Origin of the sequence: Telluribacter humicola (assembly GCF_017355935.1) — a bacterium.
Classification (GTDB): Bacteria; Bacteroidota; Bacteroidia; order Cytophagales; family Spirosomataceae; genus Telluribacter; species Telluribacter humicola.
In genome coordinates, this window is the sequence record NZ_JAFIQT010000001.1 from 2,066,064 (window position 1) to 2,081,801 (window position 15,738).

Annotated in this window: 11 protein-coding genes and 1 riboswitch; of the genes, 4 read left to right on the plus strand and 7 right to left on the minus strand. The window is 48.8% G+C overall.

The annotated features are described in order from the left end of the window. Window positions 1-20: 20 nt before the first annotated feature. Together JUB14_RS08835 and JUB14_RS08840 are read right to left on the minus strand one after the other, a co-directional pair. On the minus strand, window positions 21-1,475 hold the full coding sequence (locus JUB14_RS08835) for a SusD/RagB family nutrient-binding outer membrane lipoprotein (RefSeq protein ID WP_207505496.1): 1,455 nt from the start codon (window positions 1,473-1,475) through the stop codon (window positions 21-23). A gap of 19 nt (window positions 1,476-1,494) precedes the next feature. Beyond that, on the minus strand, window positions 1,495-4,596 hold the full coding sequence (locus JUB14_RS08840; protein ID WP_207505497.1) for a SusC/RagA family TonB-linked outer membrane protein: 3,102 nt from the start codon (window positions 4,594-4,596) through the stop codon (window positions 1,495-1,497). A 666-nt stretch (window positions 4,597-5,262) separates the two neighbouring features. Here JUB14_RS08840 and JUB14_RS08845 point away from each other — a divergent pair. After that, window positions 5,263-6,531 carry an amidohydrolase gene (locus JUB14_RS08845; protein WP_229367715.1) on the plus strand — a complete coding sequence of 423 codons (1,269 nt, stop codon included), beginning with the start codon at window positions 5,263-5,265 and terminating at the stop codon, window positions 6,529-6,531. Between the two features lie 76 nt (window positions 6,532-6,607). Here the strand turns inward: JUB14_RS08845 and JUB14_RS08850 are convergent, their stop codons facing one another. The 4 genes from JUB14_RS08850 to JUB14_RS08865 all read right to left on the minus strand — a co-directional run bounded on the left by JUB14_RS08850 (window position 6,608) and on the right by JUB14_RS08865 (window position 9,827). Beyond that, window positions 6,608-7,408 (minus strand): SDR family oxidoreductase, encoded by an 801-nt coding sequence (locus JUB14_RS08850; RefSeq protein WP_207505499.1) that lies wholly within the window; start codon window positions 7,406-7,408, stop codon window positions 6,608-6,610. A gap of 15 nt (window positions 7,409-7,423) precedes the next feature. Beyond that, window positions 7,424-8,383 (minus strand): S66 peptidase family protein, encoded by a 960-nt coding sequence (locus JUB14_RS08855; RefSeq protein WP_207505500.1) that lies wholly within the window; start codon window positions 8,381-8,383, stop codon window positions 7,424-7,426. Window positions 8,384-8,390: 7 nt separating this feature from the next. Continuing rightward, a complete protein-coding gene (locus tag JUB14_RS08860; protein ID WP_207505501.1) occupies window positions 8,391-9,377 on the minus strand; it encodes an ion channel in 987 nt (328 codons plus the stop codon). A 123-nt stretch (window positions 9,378-9,500) separates the two neighbouring features. Continuing rightward, window positions 9,501-9,827 (minus strand): DciA family protein, encoded by a 327-nt coding sequence (locus JUB14_RS08865; RefSeq protein ID WP_207505502.1) that lies wholly within the window; start codon window positions 9,825-9,827, stop codon window positions 9,501-9,503. Between the two features lie 338 nt (window positions 9,828-10,165). Continuing rightward, window positions 10,166-10,277: riboswitch (SAM riboswitch) on the plus strand. Between the two features lie 213 nt (window positions 10,278-10,490). Between JUB14_RS08865 and JUB14_RS08870 the strand changes: the two genes are divergently transcribed. The 3 genes from JUB14_RS08870 to JUB14_RS08880 all read left to right on the plus strand — a co-directional run bounded on the left by JUB14_RS08870 (window position 10,491) and on the right by JUB14_RS08880 (window position 13,911). Then, window positions 10,491-11,810, plus strand: a complete 1,320-nt coding sequence (locus JUB14_RS08870) for an O-acetylhomoserine aminocarboxypropyltransferase/cysteine synthase family protein (protein WP_207505503.1) — start codon at window positions 10,491-10,493, stop codon at window positions 11,808-11,810. 91 nt (window positions 11,811-11,901) lie between these two features. Next, the gene (locus tag JUB14_RS08875; RefSeq protein ID WP_207505982.1) at window positions 11,902-12,954 is read left to right on the plus strand and encodes a homoserine O-acetyltransferase family protein; all 1,053 of its coding nucleotides are present in this window, start codon (window positions 11,902-11,904) and stop codon (window positions 12,952-12,954) included. 150 nt (window positions 12,955-13,104) lie between these two features. Further along, window positions 13,105-13,911 (plus strand): M48 family metallopeptidase, encoded by an 807-nt coding sequence (locus JUB14_RS08880; RefSeq protein ID WP_207505504.1) that lies wholly within the window; start codon window positions 13,105-13,107, stop codon window positions 13,909-13,911. A 56-nt stretch (window positions 13,912-13,967) separates the two neighbouring features. Here JUB14_RS08880 and JUB14_RS08885 read toward each other — a convergent pair whose 3' ends face one another. Further along, complete coding sequence (locus JUB14_RS08885; RefSeq protein WP_207505505.1) at window positions 13,968-15,611, minus strand: amidohydrolase; 1,644 nt, start codon at window positions 15,609-15,611, stop codon at window positions 13,968-13,970. Window positions 15,612-15,738: the final 127 nt, after the last annotated feature.

Consider the following 15,738-nt stretch of genomic DNA (forward strand, 5'->3'; position numbering starts at 1 on the left):
TTTCTATTGAGTAGTTTGAATTAGTCAACATCCCACCAAAGTTTCACATTGGAGTAAATATTGGGTGTGAAGTTTGGATTACGAGCAATCTCCTGATCGATGTACTGTGCACGCACAGGACGGGTACCATCTATACCTACGATATTCTGGTGAGCTGCCAGAGTAGGATAGCCGGTTCTTCTCCAATCATTCCACTGCTCCAGACCGTTTCCAAACGCAGCAATATACTTCTGAGTGATGATCTTCTCAATTTTTTGAGCGTCAGTACCTGTCAGTGCTACTTCGGTAGGATTGGCTGCAAAGTAAGCATCAATCTCAGCTGCAGTAACACCAGCCAGTTGCATAGAAGCACGAATACCTTCCTGATACAACGCCTCGGCATCACCGGCAGTACCCAGCGTAATGGCTGACTCCGCCAGGATAAATGCACGCTGCGCATTGGTAACCAGACGAACGGGACCTTCACCGGCAGCACCGGTTACGTAAGAGCTGAAACGTGACCATGAAGACTGAGGCTGAGGTAGTGTACCACGGAAGCCGTTATCAATAGTTACGTAGCTACCAGTCGGCTTCGTTACGAACTTCTCCAGACGAGGATCATTCTTGCCTTGCAGCAGGTTTACGAAACGAGTACTGATGATCACTTCATTTCTGAAGGACTGACCCTCCTGAGCTGCCCACTCAAAAACAGGAGCTTTACTACCTACCGATGAACCAAATTTAACACTCAGGTTTTCTGAGTTTTGCTTGATATACGTACCGTTAGCAAGTACCTGATCAATGATCTGTTTGGCCAGTGCAGGCTCTTTGCGAGAGATTGTATTGGCGAACTTCAGAAGGATAGTGTTACCGGCTTTTTTCCAGTTCTCGATGTTTCCACCGTAGATCAGATCATCAGCTCCGGGCTTAACAGTCGTAGGAGCTTCCAGGTCAGCAAGGCCTTCTTTAACCAGGTCAAACAAGCCTTGGATCTGAGCAGTACCTTTGTAGATATCCTCCTGCTTGTCAACTCGAGGCTGTGTGTTAGCATCACCTAATAATGCTTCTGAGTAGGGTACATCACCCCATACGTCAGTAGCAATCGAGAAGGTATACGCCTTCATGATCTTGGCGATACCAGAGTAGGCCTTAGCACCGATAGCATCAGCTGACTCGATGGTCTTGTTGTAAGAAACCAGAGCGCCGCCGTAAATCTCAAAACGCCACTGGTTCTGGAAATCTCCACCATTGGTGTTATAGATATCATAGGCTTGTGGGTTACCACCAGCACCAGCCGTTACGCTTATGACAGTAGAAGCGAAGCGGTTCAGTTCATTATTGGTAGCAAAGGCCGTACCTGTCAGGGCAGTTGGCAAAAGTACTGCCGGGGGAACACTTGTAGGATTGTTCGGAGTCTGGTTGATATCCAGAAAATCATTACAAGAGGTGGCTGTCAACAGCAAGGCCCCCGCTATGTATGTGATTACTTTTTTCATTTTAGTCAGTTGAGATTTTTTAGAAGGTAAATCTTAAGTTAACACCGTAGTTTTTGGTCTGAGGAGCACCATTCAGATCAAGCCCCTGGATGTTACCTGCACCTTGTGTGTTTATTTCAGGATCGCCGGGGAAGCCAGGAGCGAAGAACCACAGGTTACGGCCACTTACACCAATTGACGCACCACCGAATGGAGTATTGCGCAACCAGTTGGCAGGCAGGTTATAGTTAAGTGCGATCTCACGCAGACGATATACTGTACCATCAAATACAGCACCTTCCGAAGCAAGTCCACCAAGAGCTCCCCAGTAGGTCTGAGCCGGGATCTGGATATTGTTAGGAGTGAAAGTACCATCAGCGTTGGCAATCACACCGGGTAGTACACGGGGAAGTCCACGATCAACTCCTGTGAAATCGATGTGTCCACCAGTACGTAGATCAACCATGCTGAATGAGTAAAGCTGACCACCCTGACGGGTATCGAACAGAACGCTCAGGTTCAGACCTTTGTAGTTGAAAGTATTGGTAATACCACCTGTCCAGTTAGGCTGAACACTGGCAATCACTTCACCGGCAGTTGCAGGCAGGTACGTACCAGTAGCCGGGTTAACCAGCAGTTCGCCAGCTTCGTTGCGCTGGTTTTTGCTACCAATGATTACACCGTAAGGGAATCCTTCCTTGATAGATGGGTTGATTCCAGTGAACTGGTTACCAGTGATCGCGGAGTTATCTACACCAGGAGCAATCGAAACTACTTTGTTACGGATGCGGGTAAAGTTAGCCGCTACATCCCATTTGAAAGCACCAGTTCTAACAACAGTAGCAGTTAGTACCGCCTCAATACCTTTGTTGGTCATTTCACCAATGTTGGTAGTACGGGTGTCAAATCCGGAAGCGTTAGAAACCGCTACGTTAAAGATCTGGTTGGTACTGCGGGTGTCGAACAACGCCAGGTCAAGGCCGAAGCGGTTTCTGAACAAGCCTACGTTCAAACCAACTTCGTACGAAGTTACAAACTCAGGTGTCAGGTTGTTGCTACCAATACGGGTTGAAGGAGTAAAACCAGGGATGCTGGCACCACCAACGGATAATGGGAAGTTTACCTGAGCTACGTTATTACCATAAGTAGTAGATACAAATACCGACTGCAGCAGGTAAGGATCTGCATCACGACCCACGCGGGCTGCACTGGCTCTTACTTTAGTGTATGACAGTACATCAGATTCGATCTTGAACGCGTCGGTTGGTACAAAGCTCACAGCTACTGATGGGTAGAAGTAAGCGCTGTTTCCTTTGGGCAGAGTAGAAGATTTATCTACACGACCTGAAAGCTCAAGGAACAGGTACTGGTTGTAGCCCAGTGATAGCTGACCGTAGTGACCTACCAGTCTTCTTCTGGTACGCTCTTCATCAGAAGCTGTAAATACTGAACCGTTACTTACGTTGTCGAAGCCTGGGATAGTCAATGAAGCCGCACTCAATGTAGAGTTCTGGTAGTCACGCTGGTTCAGGTTCTGACCCAATAGGAGAGTAGCATCCAGACCTTCCATCAGGAAGTTGCTCTTCTGAGCGGTGATCAACAGGTCTCCGTTAAGCTCCGAGTTAAAGGTAGCATCTTCAATGATTTGTCCCTGAGTCTGACGAGCCGAACCAATGCGAAGAGTCAGTTTACGACGATCCATATAGGTATCAGCCGTTACGCGGTAGGTTACGTTCAACCAGTTGGTGATGTCATAGCCAACTTTCAGGTTACCAAATACACGGTCTACGTTAGATCTTAGGAATTCGTTGTTCACGCTCCACAGAGGGTGGTTCTGAGCAGGGTTGTAGTAGATACTTCTGCCCAGCTCATTCTGGAAAGGACGACCAGCGAAGTCAAAAGAACGGGGAATACGAGTGATCTGACCAAAGGCCGATCCACCGTTACCCATGGTTGTATTCTGCTGGGTAGACTTTACGTATGTAATAGTACCACCTACACGTACACCATTCGTCAGTTTCTTGTTACCACCTACGGCTACACTGTGACGGTTAAACTCACTGTTAGGAATTACACCATTCTGGAACATAGAGTTGATGGTAGCAATGTAATTATCATCAATGTTACCAGAAGCAATGCTTACGCCATTCTGGAGGATGCTACCGGTACGGTAGAATTCCTCGAAGTGGTTAGGATATACCTGGTAAGGTACAGTTTCACCCTGTGAGTTAGTTACAGTTTCAAAGCCTGGTGTGCCAAAACGAGGACCCCATGAGTTAGTAGATGTAGGAACGTAGCCATTGTTAACTCCCTGTCCGTATTCATTCTGCAGGGAAGGAAGACCAGTAGCCTGTTGTACGTTATACGAAGAGTTTACAGTTACCTCCGTTTTGCCTTTCAGCGTACGGCCACTCTTGGTAGTGATAACGATTGCACCAGCCGAAGCTCTTGAACCATATAGTACAGCAGCAGCAGGTCCTTTCAGGATGTTGATAGACTCAATCGTCTCAGGAGCAATATCCGACAGACGGTTAGAAGGCTGTGAACCGAACAGTGTGTTCTGGGTATTGTCAGTGTTGTTGTTGAAGATGATACCATCTACAACGATCAGAGGCTGGTTATTACCGTTGAATGAAGTAATACCACGGATGTTGATGTTAGTAGAGGCACCCGCAGCACCTGAAGCACTACCAATGTTAACACCAGCCAGTTTACCCTGAAGCGTGTTAAGCAGGTTAGGCTCAGAACGCTGCGAGATAGCGTCACCGCTCACAGACTGTACAGCATATCCTAAGGAACGGCGATCCCTTTCGATTCCCTGAGCAGTTACTACTACTTCATTGAGCTCATTGATACCTGATTGTAAGGTAACATTAATAACTGTTTGGTTACCAACTTGTACTTCTTTGCTTTCGAAGCCTACAAAGCTGAATACCAATGTTGCTGATGAAGGAACTGATAACGAGTAGGTACCAGTGTTGTCAGTAGTTGTACCTGTGGTTCCCCCTTTGACGGCCACTGTGGCCCCCGGTATAGGCGAACCATCTGTATCCGTAACTCTACCGGATACAGTTTTGCTTTGAGCATACGTCTGACCAATGGCAAGTAATACGCCCAAAAACAATAGTAGGAGTTTTCTCATACGATGATTATTTGGTTTGGTTAAGTTGAAAATAGTTTTTCGGTGCAAATATAGCGTTAACAAAAATTTAATTTGCAATAAAACGAGTGCACAAGTGAAATATTTGCCCTAACAACGAAAATCCTTATGGATTGTAATATATTTTTAATCCTAATAGCCCCGTTTACGCTCATTATCCTAAAATATTTCAATTATGTACCCCCCATTTCTTTAGAAAAAGTAATTATATATAGACAGTCACTGCACTGGAGGAGGATCTGAGGCAGGAGGTGTAGAAGTAGAAATTAAAAATAGTTATATAACAGCAATGATAAATTATAGGTAACCCTTTTGATGAAGTCGTCTACTACTCGTGTACTGTTGGAGGTATATTAACTAGTTGATAATAAAAGGAATCGGAGGTGAAACGGTATATACGTCCGGTAGAGAAATTTGGATTAGCCAGATCTGTGAGAGCCTGTGATTCTAATAAATTTCTAATCTAAATAGGAATATACGAAGAAAGTAAAAAGAGCTGCCACAACTGTTGATTGGAACAGAAGTAGAAAGTATATAGGCGGGAACAGGAAATATTTTACTTTAGATATTTATTATCAAGTGATGATTGGAAAAAGTATGATAAGGAGCTTCTATTTTACTGTTTTAACGTATGCTGCCTCTGCGGTGATGGCTAGTGCTCAACCTGCTTTGCATGCACAGATTGACCAGAAGGCTAAGTCGCTCGAGGCAAAAGTGATTGAGTGGCGTCGAGATATTCATCAGCATCCTGAGCTGGGGAACCGTGAGTTCCGGACCGCTGAAAAGGTAGCGAATCACCTGCGTCAGCTCGGCATGGAAGTAAAAACCGGCGTGGCTCATACGGGTGTAGTGGGTATATTGAAGGGAGGTAGGCTCGGACCCGTGGTAGCCCTTCGAGCCGATATGGATGGACTACCCGTCACGGAGCGGGTCAATGTTCCTTTCAAGTCGACCGTTACTACGGAATACAATGGGCAGCAGACGGGGGTGATGCATGCCTGTGGACATGACACCCATGTGGCGATGCTGATGGGGGTAGCTGAGGTACTGGTATCAATGAAGAACGAGTTGAAAGGTACCGTTAAATTTATATTTCAGCCCGCTGAGGAGGGCGCTCCAACCGGCGAGCAGGGCGGAGCCGACCTGATGGTGAAAGAGGGGGTCCTGGAGCATCCGAAGGTAGATGCCATTTTTGGCCTGCACATCAATTCCCAGACCGAAGTAGGTACGATTCGGTACCGTTCTGGAGCGACAATGGCGGCCGTCGACTGGCTAAGTATCGATGTTAAGGGCAAGCAAACCCACGGCGCGGCTCCCTGGTCAGGTGTAGATCCTATTGTGACTTCGGCCCAGATCATCACGGGCCTGCAGACGATAGTGAGTCGTAGCCTGGATATTACTAATGCCCCGGCCGTGATAACGATTGGTGCCATACACGGGGGAATCAGACAGAATATAATACCGGAAGAGGTAAAGATGATAGGTACCATCCGGACGCTGGATGAGGACATGCACAAACAGGTACATAAGCGCATCCAGGATGTAGCTACTAATATAGCCGAAAGTGCCGGGGCGGTAGCCGATGTAAAAATTGAGACGTTGTACCCGGTTACCTATAATAATCCTCAACTCACGGAGGAAATGGTACCCTCACTGGAAGCACTGGCCGGTAAAAACAATGTGGTGATTACACCCGCTCAGACCGGAGCAGAGGACTTTTCTTTCTTTCAGCAGAAAGTACCCGGCTTTTTCTTCTTTCTGGGAGGAATGCCTAAGGGGAGACGTGGACACGAATCCGCCCCTCACCATACCCCTGACTTCTATATCGATGAGAGCGGCATGGTACTGGGGGTACGGTCACTGAGCCGTCTGGCAGTAGACTACATGGAAAAGCATGCCTCCAAAAAGGTACAGTAATTAATTAAAATGAGTAAGGGAGTACTAACAGGTACTCCCTTACTCATTTTAATTTGTAAAGGTAAGCGTAGTGCCTCTACTGCGGAGCCTGTTTGCGCACCATCCGATATAGGAGTGCGGGCCAGAACCGCTTCAGATATACGGCGGCTACTTCTGTAAATCCACCAATATATACTTCCTTCTTTTCATGTCTGACCGCCTCCACGATGCGTGCAGCGCATTCCTGTGCCGATAGCCCCTTCTCCTGATTTTCGTCCATTTTTCCATGTTTCTGACCCGTTTCGTTCAGGGCATTGACGGAGACATTGGTTTTGATATAGCCGGGGCACACAAGCGTAACCTTAATGTGGCTGTCGTGGCTTTCAGCGCGGAGCGAATCATAAAAGCCGTGCAGAGCATGCTTGGCGGCATTATACCCGGAGCGCATGGGAGTGCCTATTTTACCGGCCACGCTGCTGATTACCACGAAGTGCCCCCCCTGCTGTTGTAGCATATAAGGAAGTACAGCTTTGGTAAGGGCTACGGTACTAAAAAAATCTACATCCATCAGGCGACGGTACACCTCCAGCGAAGTATCCTTCACGTAGGATCGCTGGCTGATGCCTGCATTGTGTACCATGTAGTCAATGCGCTGGAAGTGCTGAATTACCTTTGCTGCCGCCGGTGCCGCCTCATCAAACTGCGTGACATCCATAGGCAGTACCATAACGTCCTGCTCCGGCAGGCCCGTCAGCCTTTTTACCCGTTCCAGTTCCTCGGCTCTGCGCGCGGTAAGTACTAGTTGGGCTCCAGCCTTGGCCAGCGCCAGCGCCAGGGCTTCACCAATACCCGACGAGGCCCCTGTGATCCAGACTACCTTATCTTTAAAATCAGCCATAGTTGTAGGTACGGTTTAGGACTGCTGGCTGGACAAGTGCAGAAAGTGGAGGGAAACGCCGTCTTCCTTTACGCTCAATCGGGCTGGCAAGCCAACTCCCAGCGCCCGGTTATCGGCTACGTGTCCGGTCGGGAAGTCGTAGCATATCGGGTAGTTGTACTCCCGGGTGTGTTCCTGAATGATTTCGTAAGCCCCCTTCCCGAAAGTAGGATCGCTGTTATCGCGCATATCCGTAAACTGACCTACTATAAGTCCTGCCAGTTGATCCAGCTTTCCACCCCGCTTCAACTGGATCATCATCCGATCCAGATTATAGAAGTATTCCCCTACGTCTTCTATGAAGAGTATCTTTCCGGAGGTATCCAGTTCAGACCCGGAGCCCATCAGGTGGGCCAGCAGGCACAGGTTTCCACCTACTACCTCTGCGGTAGTTTCTCCGATATGATTAAAAGGATGGGGGGGGATGGAGTATCTGACCTCCTCGCCAAATAGCATCCGGCGAAGTGATTCCAGGGCTTCTTCGCCTCCTTCCTTTGTAAAGATCTTAGCCATCTGGGCATGCAGACTCGCGTAGCCCATCCCGTGCAGGTGCGACAGGAGGGCCGTCAGGTCACTGAATCCAACGATCCATTTGGGGTGCTGGCGGAAAGCTGTAAACTCAAGTTTGTCCAGCAAGCGGGAGCAGCCGTACCCGCCTCGGGCTGCAATAATAGCCTTTACGTTCGGATCATCTAGCATGGTCTGCAGGTCGTGCAGCCGTAATTCGTCGGTACCTGAGAACTGGTAATGGGAGGTAGTCAGAGACTGGCCTTCGATGACATTAAGATTCCACTGCTCCCTGAGTACCGCCAGGCCCGGCTTTACGTCCTCATAGTTAATACGACTGGCCGGAGCCAGTACGCCTACGGTATCACCGGGCTGAATAAAAGGAGGAATAACCAATAAAGTATTAGATTGGGTATTGATTAGGGACATAGCTATTTTAAGTATTCAGGGTGGCAGGATGATGGTTATCGATTTCCTCCACATTCACCACAACCTTATTTGATGTGGCACTATTAAACATCGGATCAAATTTAGCTCCCCATAGTATCTCTTCGTATCGATACGAGTAGCGTACGTGTACCTGCTGCATGAAAGTTTCGTCGATGGCACGCAGGAGTAGCAGTATCTCCGTATCAGACTCCATAAGGCTCTCCGGAGTCGCTCCACTCAGGGGGCTTTTGCTGGTAATAGGATGTACTAGGGTCCAGGTCAGGGGAAAAAAATTAACATGATTCCGTTCCAGTTCCAGCCCATAGTACTTACGTACCCTTTCGCCGCTGGGGAGTACTTCCAGGCGTGATAGTGATAGTTCGGCCTCCAGATCAATAAGCTCGTTATCGCGTTCGTGGATAATCCGGAACATAAACCCATTGATATCCAGGTAGGGGGCTATAAGCGCGTTTTTGCTGAACCGGATACGGGGTGTCGGTCTCGAAAAGCGCCCGTAAAGCAGGCCCGTGGCAATCACAAATAAGAGCAGGCCCATGAGGGCTTCAAAGGAAGCCACACTATTGGCCATAAATCCTAGGGGACTCACCCTGCCATACCCAACGGTAGTGAGGGTCTGAGCACTGAAAAAGAAGGCCTCCCAAAATTCGGCATGTACAGGATAACTATCCAGCTCTATGCCCTTGAGATGTTGTATGCCAATTAGGAGATATATCAAAGCGAATATGGAATTGAGTAGCAGATACGCCAGGAAGATGGCTCCGAAAAACTGCCACCAGGGGATGGTTACCAACCGATGGTACCAGTTGATACTATTTAGAAAGGATGTACCCCGGCGCTCTACATTGAAGCTGCCGTCCCGGTTGATTAGCCGGCTCTGCCGGTCGGTTATGCGCTGACCGAATCCAAGGTCTTTGCGGTTTTCTTCCTCGTTAAGTAATGTACTTTGGGAAGGAGCGAAGAGTTTTCGTGCCATAGGACCAATTTACTTACGCAAACAACGCCTAAACATACATAAAGATTCGTGACCTTCTGCGAATGGATAGGGGGTATCAAAAGAGGCTGCGATATTCGCAGCCTCTTTTAGTAGGTAAGTTCTTTATATAAAGACCACTTCTTCAATAAGGTCAGTCTTCATTTCGCGGTTGATCAGTTCTATAATCTTATTCTTGGCTCTGACCAGTTCATCACGCAGGGGTGCTGACTCGATCTGTAAGAAGAGCGTCCGGTCTTTGACGTACACCTTAGTAGTACGGGAGGCAATGGTATGGCCCATGATCTTGTCCCAGTGTGCCGACAGGTAGCTTTCATTAAAACCGGTATTGAGCTTATAAGCGCTGAGCATTTGCTCTATCGCCTCTTTGAGTGGGGTAATGCCTGGTTTGCGGGAAGACTTTTCTTTGTCAAATTTGTAATACTGTGCCATGGTACCAGAGGATAAGCTGTATACAAATATAACGAATACGGCCTTCAGTGCAGGTACCATTGGATAACGTTTAAATAGGAAAATACAGGCACCATGCTACTACGGTACATCCTGCTTACCCGCAACCTGATCAGTACCAGACAAGTAGTGGTATAGCAGGGGCGTAATCAGAGGGGAACAACTCTGATAATAATTTAAAATGGAGGTAGGCTAATAAGATGAGGTGCAGACGGGCAGCAGCCTAAACAGAAGAAAACTCCTGATCGAATTTGCATTTCAGACGACTGGCACTTAATATTGCGACATCAAGTCAATTGCTCCACTTTAATACGGCGGTTGATTTATAAAGAAGAGGCGAGAGAATGGGCTCTGCGAACCTCTGGCAACCTACCCCAAGCGCAACCGGGACAAGGTGCTAACTCCCACCTAAGTAATTAGGAAATATAACTCAAACGCGCATGAAACTAGAAAACGTACATCCTGAATCAGGGGTGGTCTCTGTACCCACTTCTCTATTTATTATCTCTTTCAGCAAAGCGGTATGCTGTTGTATGCGCTGCTAGGGGATAGGCTTCGCTATGCCTTTTCTCTTCATGCCTGTTTAGCAATTCCTATGTCTTTTACTCTTAATCACATACTCCAGTTACACTAAACCTTTAAGTTATGTCAGACCAATCGTACCGTTTCGAAACCTTACAGCTACATGCCGGCCAGGAGATTGACCCCACCACCAACTCACGGGCTGTACCCATTTATCAGACCACCTCGTATGCATTCAAAGATTCCGAGCATGGCGCCAATCTGTTTGCCCTGAAGGAGTTTGGTAATATCTATACCCGTATCATGAACCCTACTAACGATGTGTTCGAGAAGCGCATCGCAGCATTGGAAGGGGGCGTGGCTGCGCTGGCGGTATCATCGGGGCATGCGGCTCAGTTTTTGGCTATCAATAACATTACTACCGTAGGTGACAATTTCGTGACGACTTCTTTCCTGTACGGCGGTAGCTACAATCAGTTTAAGAATTCCTTTAAGAATATTGGTGTTGAGGCCCGCTTTGCCGATGGGGATGATTTGTCCAGCTTCGAAAAGCTGATCGATGATCGTACCAAAGCCATATACCTGGAGACGATCGGTAACCCAAGCTACAGCGTCCCTGACTTTGAAGCTTTTGCCAAACTGGCCGAGAAATATGACCTGCCTATTATAGTAGATAATACATTCGGAGCGGGCGGAGCTATCTGCCAGCCGATCAAGTGGGGAGCCCACATCGTGGTGGAGTCAGCTACCAAGTGGATCGGTGGTCATGGTACTACCATGGGCGGAGTGATCGTAGATGCTGGTACCTTCGACTGGGGCAATGGCAAGTATCCGCAGTTTACTGAGCCTTCACCCAGCTACCACGGACTGGTACTTAATGATGTGTTTGGTAAGAATGGCCCGTTTGGAAACATACAGTTTATCATCCGTGCCCGCGTGGAAGGCCTTCGTGACTGGGGCCCCTGCCAGAGCCCATTCAACTCATTCTTGTTGATACAAGGCCTTGAAACGCTTACGCTGCGCGTAGAGCGGGCTTGCGAAAATGCTCTTAAACTGGCTCAGTGGCTGGAGGGGCATCCCGAAGTAGAGAGTGTAAGCTATCCGGGCCTGGCCAGCAACAAGTACAACCAATTGGCCCAGAAGTACCTGACCCGTGGTGCCGGAGCGGTGCTCTCCTTTAAACTGAAAGCTGGTAAGGAAGCCGCTGATCGGTTAGTGAACTCACTGAAACTGCTCAGTCACCTGGCCAACGTAGGAGATTCCAAAACCCTTATCATCCATCCGGCCAGTACTACCCACTCACAGTTATCGGAGGTAGAGCAGTTTGCGGCGGGCGTTGCTCCCGGCCAGTTGCGTATATCGGCAGGTATTGAGCACATTGATGATATCAAGGCGGATTTTGAGCAGGCATTTACTCAGATCCACCAATTGACCGAAGCTTAGTAGTAAATAGAGTATACCGTATTAGTAGTAGTCGGCTGCTGATGGTAGGCGGCCGACTATAAAAATTTAAACTTTTGGTGCTTTGGCACGTATTCAACCCGAAAAGAAGGTATTCAAATACCCCTATACGTATTCCCTGGAACTGGGACGCGAACTTCATGGCTTTGAACTGGCCTATACTACTTACGGAACCCGCAATGAGGACGACAGTAATGTAGTGTGGGTATGTCATGCCCTTACCGGTAGCGCCAATGCGGCCGAGTGGTGGGATGGACTGATTGGAGAAGGAAAGTACTTCGATCCTGCCCGTCACTTCATCGTATGTGCCAATGTACTGGGCTCAACGTATGGTTCTACCAGTGCCCTGTCCACCAATCCGGATACGTTCGAGCCCTACTACCACGAGTTTCCGGTTATCACCGTCCGTGATATTGTGGGAACAATGGATCTGCTGAGACAGGAGCTGGAAATCCGCAGAATCAGCGTGTGCATAGGAGGATCACTGGGCGGGCAGCAGGCTCTTGAGTGGGCTATTCAGGCTCCTGATGTTTTTGATGAACTAATCCTGATCGCTTCCAATGCGGTACATTCGCCATGGGGAGTGGCTTTCAACGAATCGCAGCGGATGGCAATTGAAAGCGATCCCAGCTGGAAGGATCGTAATCCAGAGGCGGGTACTCACGGTATGAAAGTGGCTCGTTCCATAGCCCTGCTTTCGTACCGCAACTACGACACCTACAACTTCACCCAGGCCCGTGATAACCCCGACCAGACCGACGATTTCCGGGCTTCGTCGTACCAGCGGTACCAGGGGGACAAGTTCATGAGGCGGTTTAATGCCTTTGCGTACTGGACCCTCACCAAGGTGATGGATTCACACAACGTGGGGCGCAACCGGGGCGGTATTGTACACGCGTTGGGTATGGTCAAAGCCCGTACACTAGTACTGGGTATCAAATCTGATATTCTGTTTCCGGTGGCCGAGCAGCAGTTCCAGGCCCGGCATATTCCAGATGCCGTTTATCAGGAGATCGACTCCCTCTACGGGCATGATGGATTTCTGATTGAATACAAGCAACTATCACAGGTTATAAAAGCCTGGCAGGAAAGCAAGGGACGTCTGGAGCCGCTTTCGGTTCAGTAAATATAGCACCGCGTAAAAAGAGGCCTGTACATGACTATGTACAGGCCTCTTTTTGTAGTATGGACCCTGTGGTGGCATAGCTTTTGACTCTCTGTTCATAAACCGGCAATGGGTTTGATACAGGAATAAGCATATCAAAATCATAAGCACATGCGCACACTAGGACGACTACTTATAGGACTCATCATGGTGCTGGTAGCCCTATGGGGATATTTTACAAAAACGGAGGTAAATCCGGTAACGGGGGAAAAGCAAAGGGTAAGCCTGACGGCAGAGGAGGAGGTTACACTTGGAGTAAAAAGTGCTCCCGAGATGGCATCGCAGTTTGGAGGGCTGCACCCTGATGAACAAGTTCAGCAAACCGTTAAGAGGATTGGGCAAAGGCTGGTACAGCAATCGGATGCCAGCCGCTCACCTTATACTTTTAATTTTCATGTACTGGCCGACCCCAATACGGTGAACGCTTTCGCGTTACCCGGAGGTCAGATCTTTATCACCATGGGACTTCTAAAACGACTAAAAACCGAAGATCAACTGGCAGGGGTACTAGGGCATGAGATTGGGCATATTATTGGGCGGCATTCGGCCGAGCAGATGGCCAAGCAGGAGCTTATGCAGGGACTGGCCGGAGCGGCTACCGTAGCGCTGGCTGATCCATCTTCACCGGCTACCAGCGCTTACATAGCGCAGTATGTCGCGAATATCGTAGGTCTGAAGTACGGCCGGGAGGATGAACTGGAGTCGGATGACTTTGGTGTAAAGTACATGATCCAGACTGGCTATGACCCTAATGCGCTGCTGGATGTGATGCGGGTACTGGAAAAGGCTGCCGGAGGTCAGCGGCAAATGGAATTCCTGAGTACGCACCCCAGCCCGGCCAACCGGAACCAGCGTATCAAAGAGGCTATCACTAAATACACCGAGGCCAATCCGGCGGGCGTTAATCCGCCATCTTAATAAAAAATATAAAAACAGGCTGCTTCACAACTCGTGGTGAGGCAGCCTGTTTTAGGTTAGTTGGAGCGTCTATATACCGTTTCTCCTCCTAGTACCGTACGTAGTACTTTAGTATCGCGCAGTTCCGGTTCGGGTACTTTCATAATGTCCTTTTCCAGGATTACAAAATCAGCTGCTTTTCCAGGCTGTATACTACCACGTTTCTTCTCTTCAAAATTGGCGTAAGCCGCCCATATAGTCATACCACGTAGGGCTTCTTCACGGGTCAGCGCATTCTCTTTCTGAAATCCTCCCGGCGGAACACCTTTGGCATCCACCCGGGCTACTGCCGAGTGAAAGCCGTACAACGGATTGATATCTTCGACCGGAAAATCACTTCCGAGTGCGATCAGGCCATTTTGTTTCATCAGGTCTTTGAAGGCGTAGGCAGTTTTGACCCGCTCGTCGCCCAGCCGCTCATCAGCCCAGTACATATCGGAAGTAGCGTGGGTAGGCTGTACCGAAGGAATGACATTATATACCGAAAATTTGAGTACATCACTGGTATCTACCACCTGAGCGTGCTCGATGCGCCAGCGACGGTCGTTGGCGCCTTCAAGGTACTTACCGTAGAGGTTCAGGGTCAGCCGGTTGGCCGAATCGCCGATGCAGTGGGTATTAGCCTGAAAATTGCTTGTGGCTATACGGGAAATAAAATCTTCCAGTTCTTTAGGAGAGGTGAGCAGGAAGCCCGAGGTTGGAGCATCGGCATAGGGCTTCAGCAGACAGGCACCCCGTGAGCCCAGGGCTCCGTCGGCGTATATCTTAAAGGAGCGAACCGTCAGCCGGTCCGACTGGTAAGGGCCCCTGGGCAGGTAGTAGTCCAGGTTAGTGGGGCTGACGCTGATCATGGCGTAGTCCCGGATCCGGAGGGAGCCATTCTTATGCATCTGATCGATCATCTCAATATCAGGCCGGTCAATACCCGCGTCGGATACGGAGGTCAGACCCACTGCGAAGCAAGCTTTTTCAGCATTCTGAAGTTGAGCCCGTTTCTCTTCATCGGAGGGGCGGGGTATCACCATCCGTACCAGCCTCATGGCATTATCAACCAGTATGCCGGTAGGTTCGCCCCCTTTCAGTTCCACCAGGCCCCCTTCTACCTTACTACCGGAAGTAACGCGGGCCAGTCGAAGTGCTTTGGAGTTGACGAGGGCCGCGTGGCCGTCGATACGGGTCAGAAATACCGGTACATCGGGGAATGCTTCATCCAGCAGGGCTTTATCCGGGAACTGCTTGTTGTCCCAGTCGTTCTGGTCCCAGCCGCGCCCGATCAGCCAGGGTTGCTCGGGGTGCTGCTGACGGAAGGCTCTTAACTTAGAAATAATCTCCTGATACGAAGAGGTACCTACCAGGTCAGCCATATCCAGCATTTGACCTAAGCCAACAAAGTGGCTGTGCGGGTCAAAAAAACCGGGATATACAGCCTTCCCGCCGGCATCCAGTGTAGAGTCAGATTCGTAGCGGTCTAGTATGTCGGAGGTAGTGCCTATCGCTACAAATTCGCCATCTTTAACCGCAAAAGCCTCATGAATGGTAAAGGCAGAATCGGCTGTATAGACTACCGCATTATGAACAATCAAATCAACATTTGTACGATTCTTACATCCGATACAACACGCCAGAAAAATTATTAGAAGAGGGCGAAAAATATTGTACATACACACAAGTAGGTTGTAGCTTTGAAGTTATTTATAGAATATGTCCAATCAACATTAAAAGGACTAAAAGTAGTGAGCTTCCCGGTACAAATACAAATACCCCCATTCAATTAATTTATCACCAATT

Bases quoted from the DNA above. Each gene is read 5' to 3' on its own strand.
- JUB14_RS08870 (WP_207505503.1), top strand. From the start codon at position 10,491: ATGTCAGACCAATCGTACCGTTTCGAAACCTTACAGCTACATGCCGGC.
- JUB14_RS08850 (WP_207505499.1), bottom strand. From the start codon at position 7,408: ATGGCTGATTTTAAAGATAAGGTAGTCTGGATCACAGGGGCCTCGTCG.
- JUB14_RS08885 (WP_207505505.1), bottom strand. From the start codon at position 15,611: ATGTACAATATTTTTCGCCCTCTTCTAATAATTTTTCTGGCGTGTTGT.
- JUB14_RS08855 (WP_207505500.1), bottom strand. From the start codon at position 8,383: ATGTCCCTAATCAATACCCAATCTAATACTTTATTGGTTATTCCTCCT.
- JUB14_RS08865 (WP_207505502.1), bottom strand. From the start codon at position 9,827: ATGGCACAGTATTACAAATTTGACAAAGAAAAGTCTTCCCGCAAACCA.
- JUB14_RS08860 (WP_207505501.1), bottom strand. From the start codon at position 9,377: ATGGCACGAAAACTCTTCGCTCCTTCCCAAAGTACATTACTTAACGAG.
- JUB14_RS08835 (WP_207505496.1), bottom strand. From the start codon at position 1,475: ATGAAAAAAGTAATCACATACATAGCGGGGGCCTTGCTGTTGACAGCC.
- JUB14_RS08840 (WP_207505497.1), bottom strand. From the start codon at position 4,596: ATGAGAAAACTCCTACTATTGTTTTTGGGCGTATTACTTGCCATTGGT.
- JUB14_RS08880 (WP_207505504.1), top strand. From the start codon at position 13,105: ATGCGCACACTAGGACGACTACTTATAGGACTCATCATGGTGCTGGTA.
- JUB14_RS08845 (WP_229367715.1), top strand. From the start codon at position 5,263: ATGGCTAGTGCTCAACCTGCTTTGCATGCACAGATTGACCAGAAGGCT.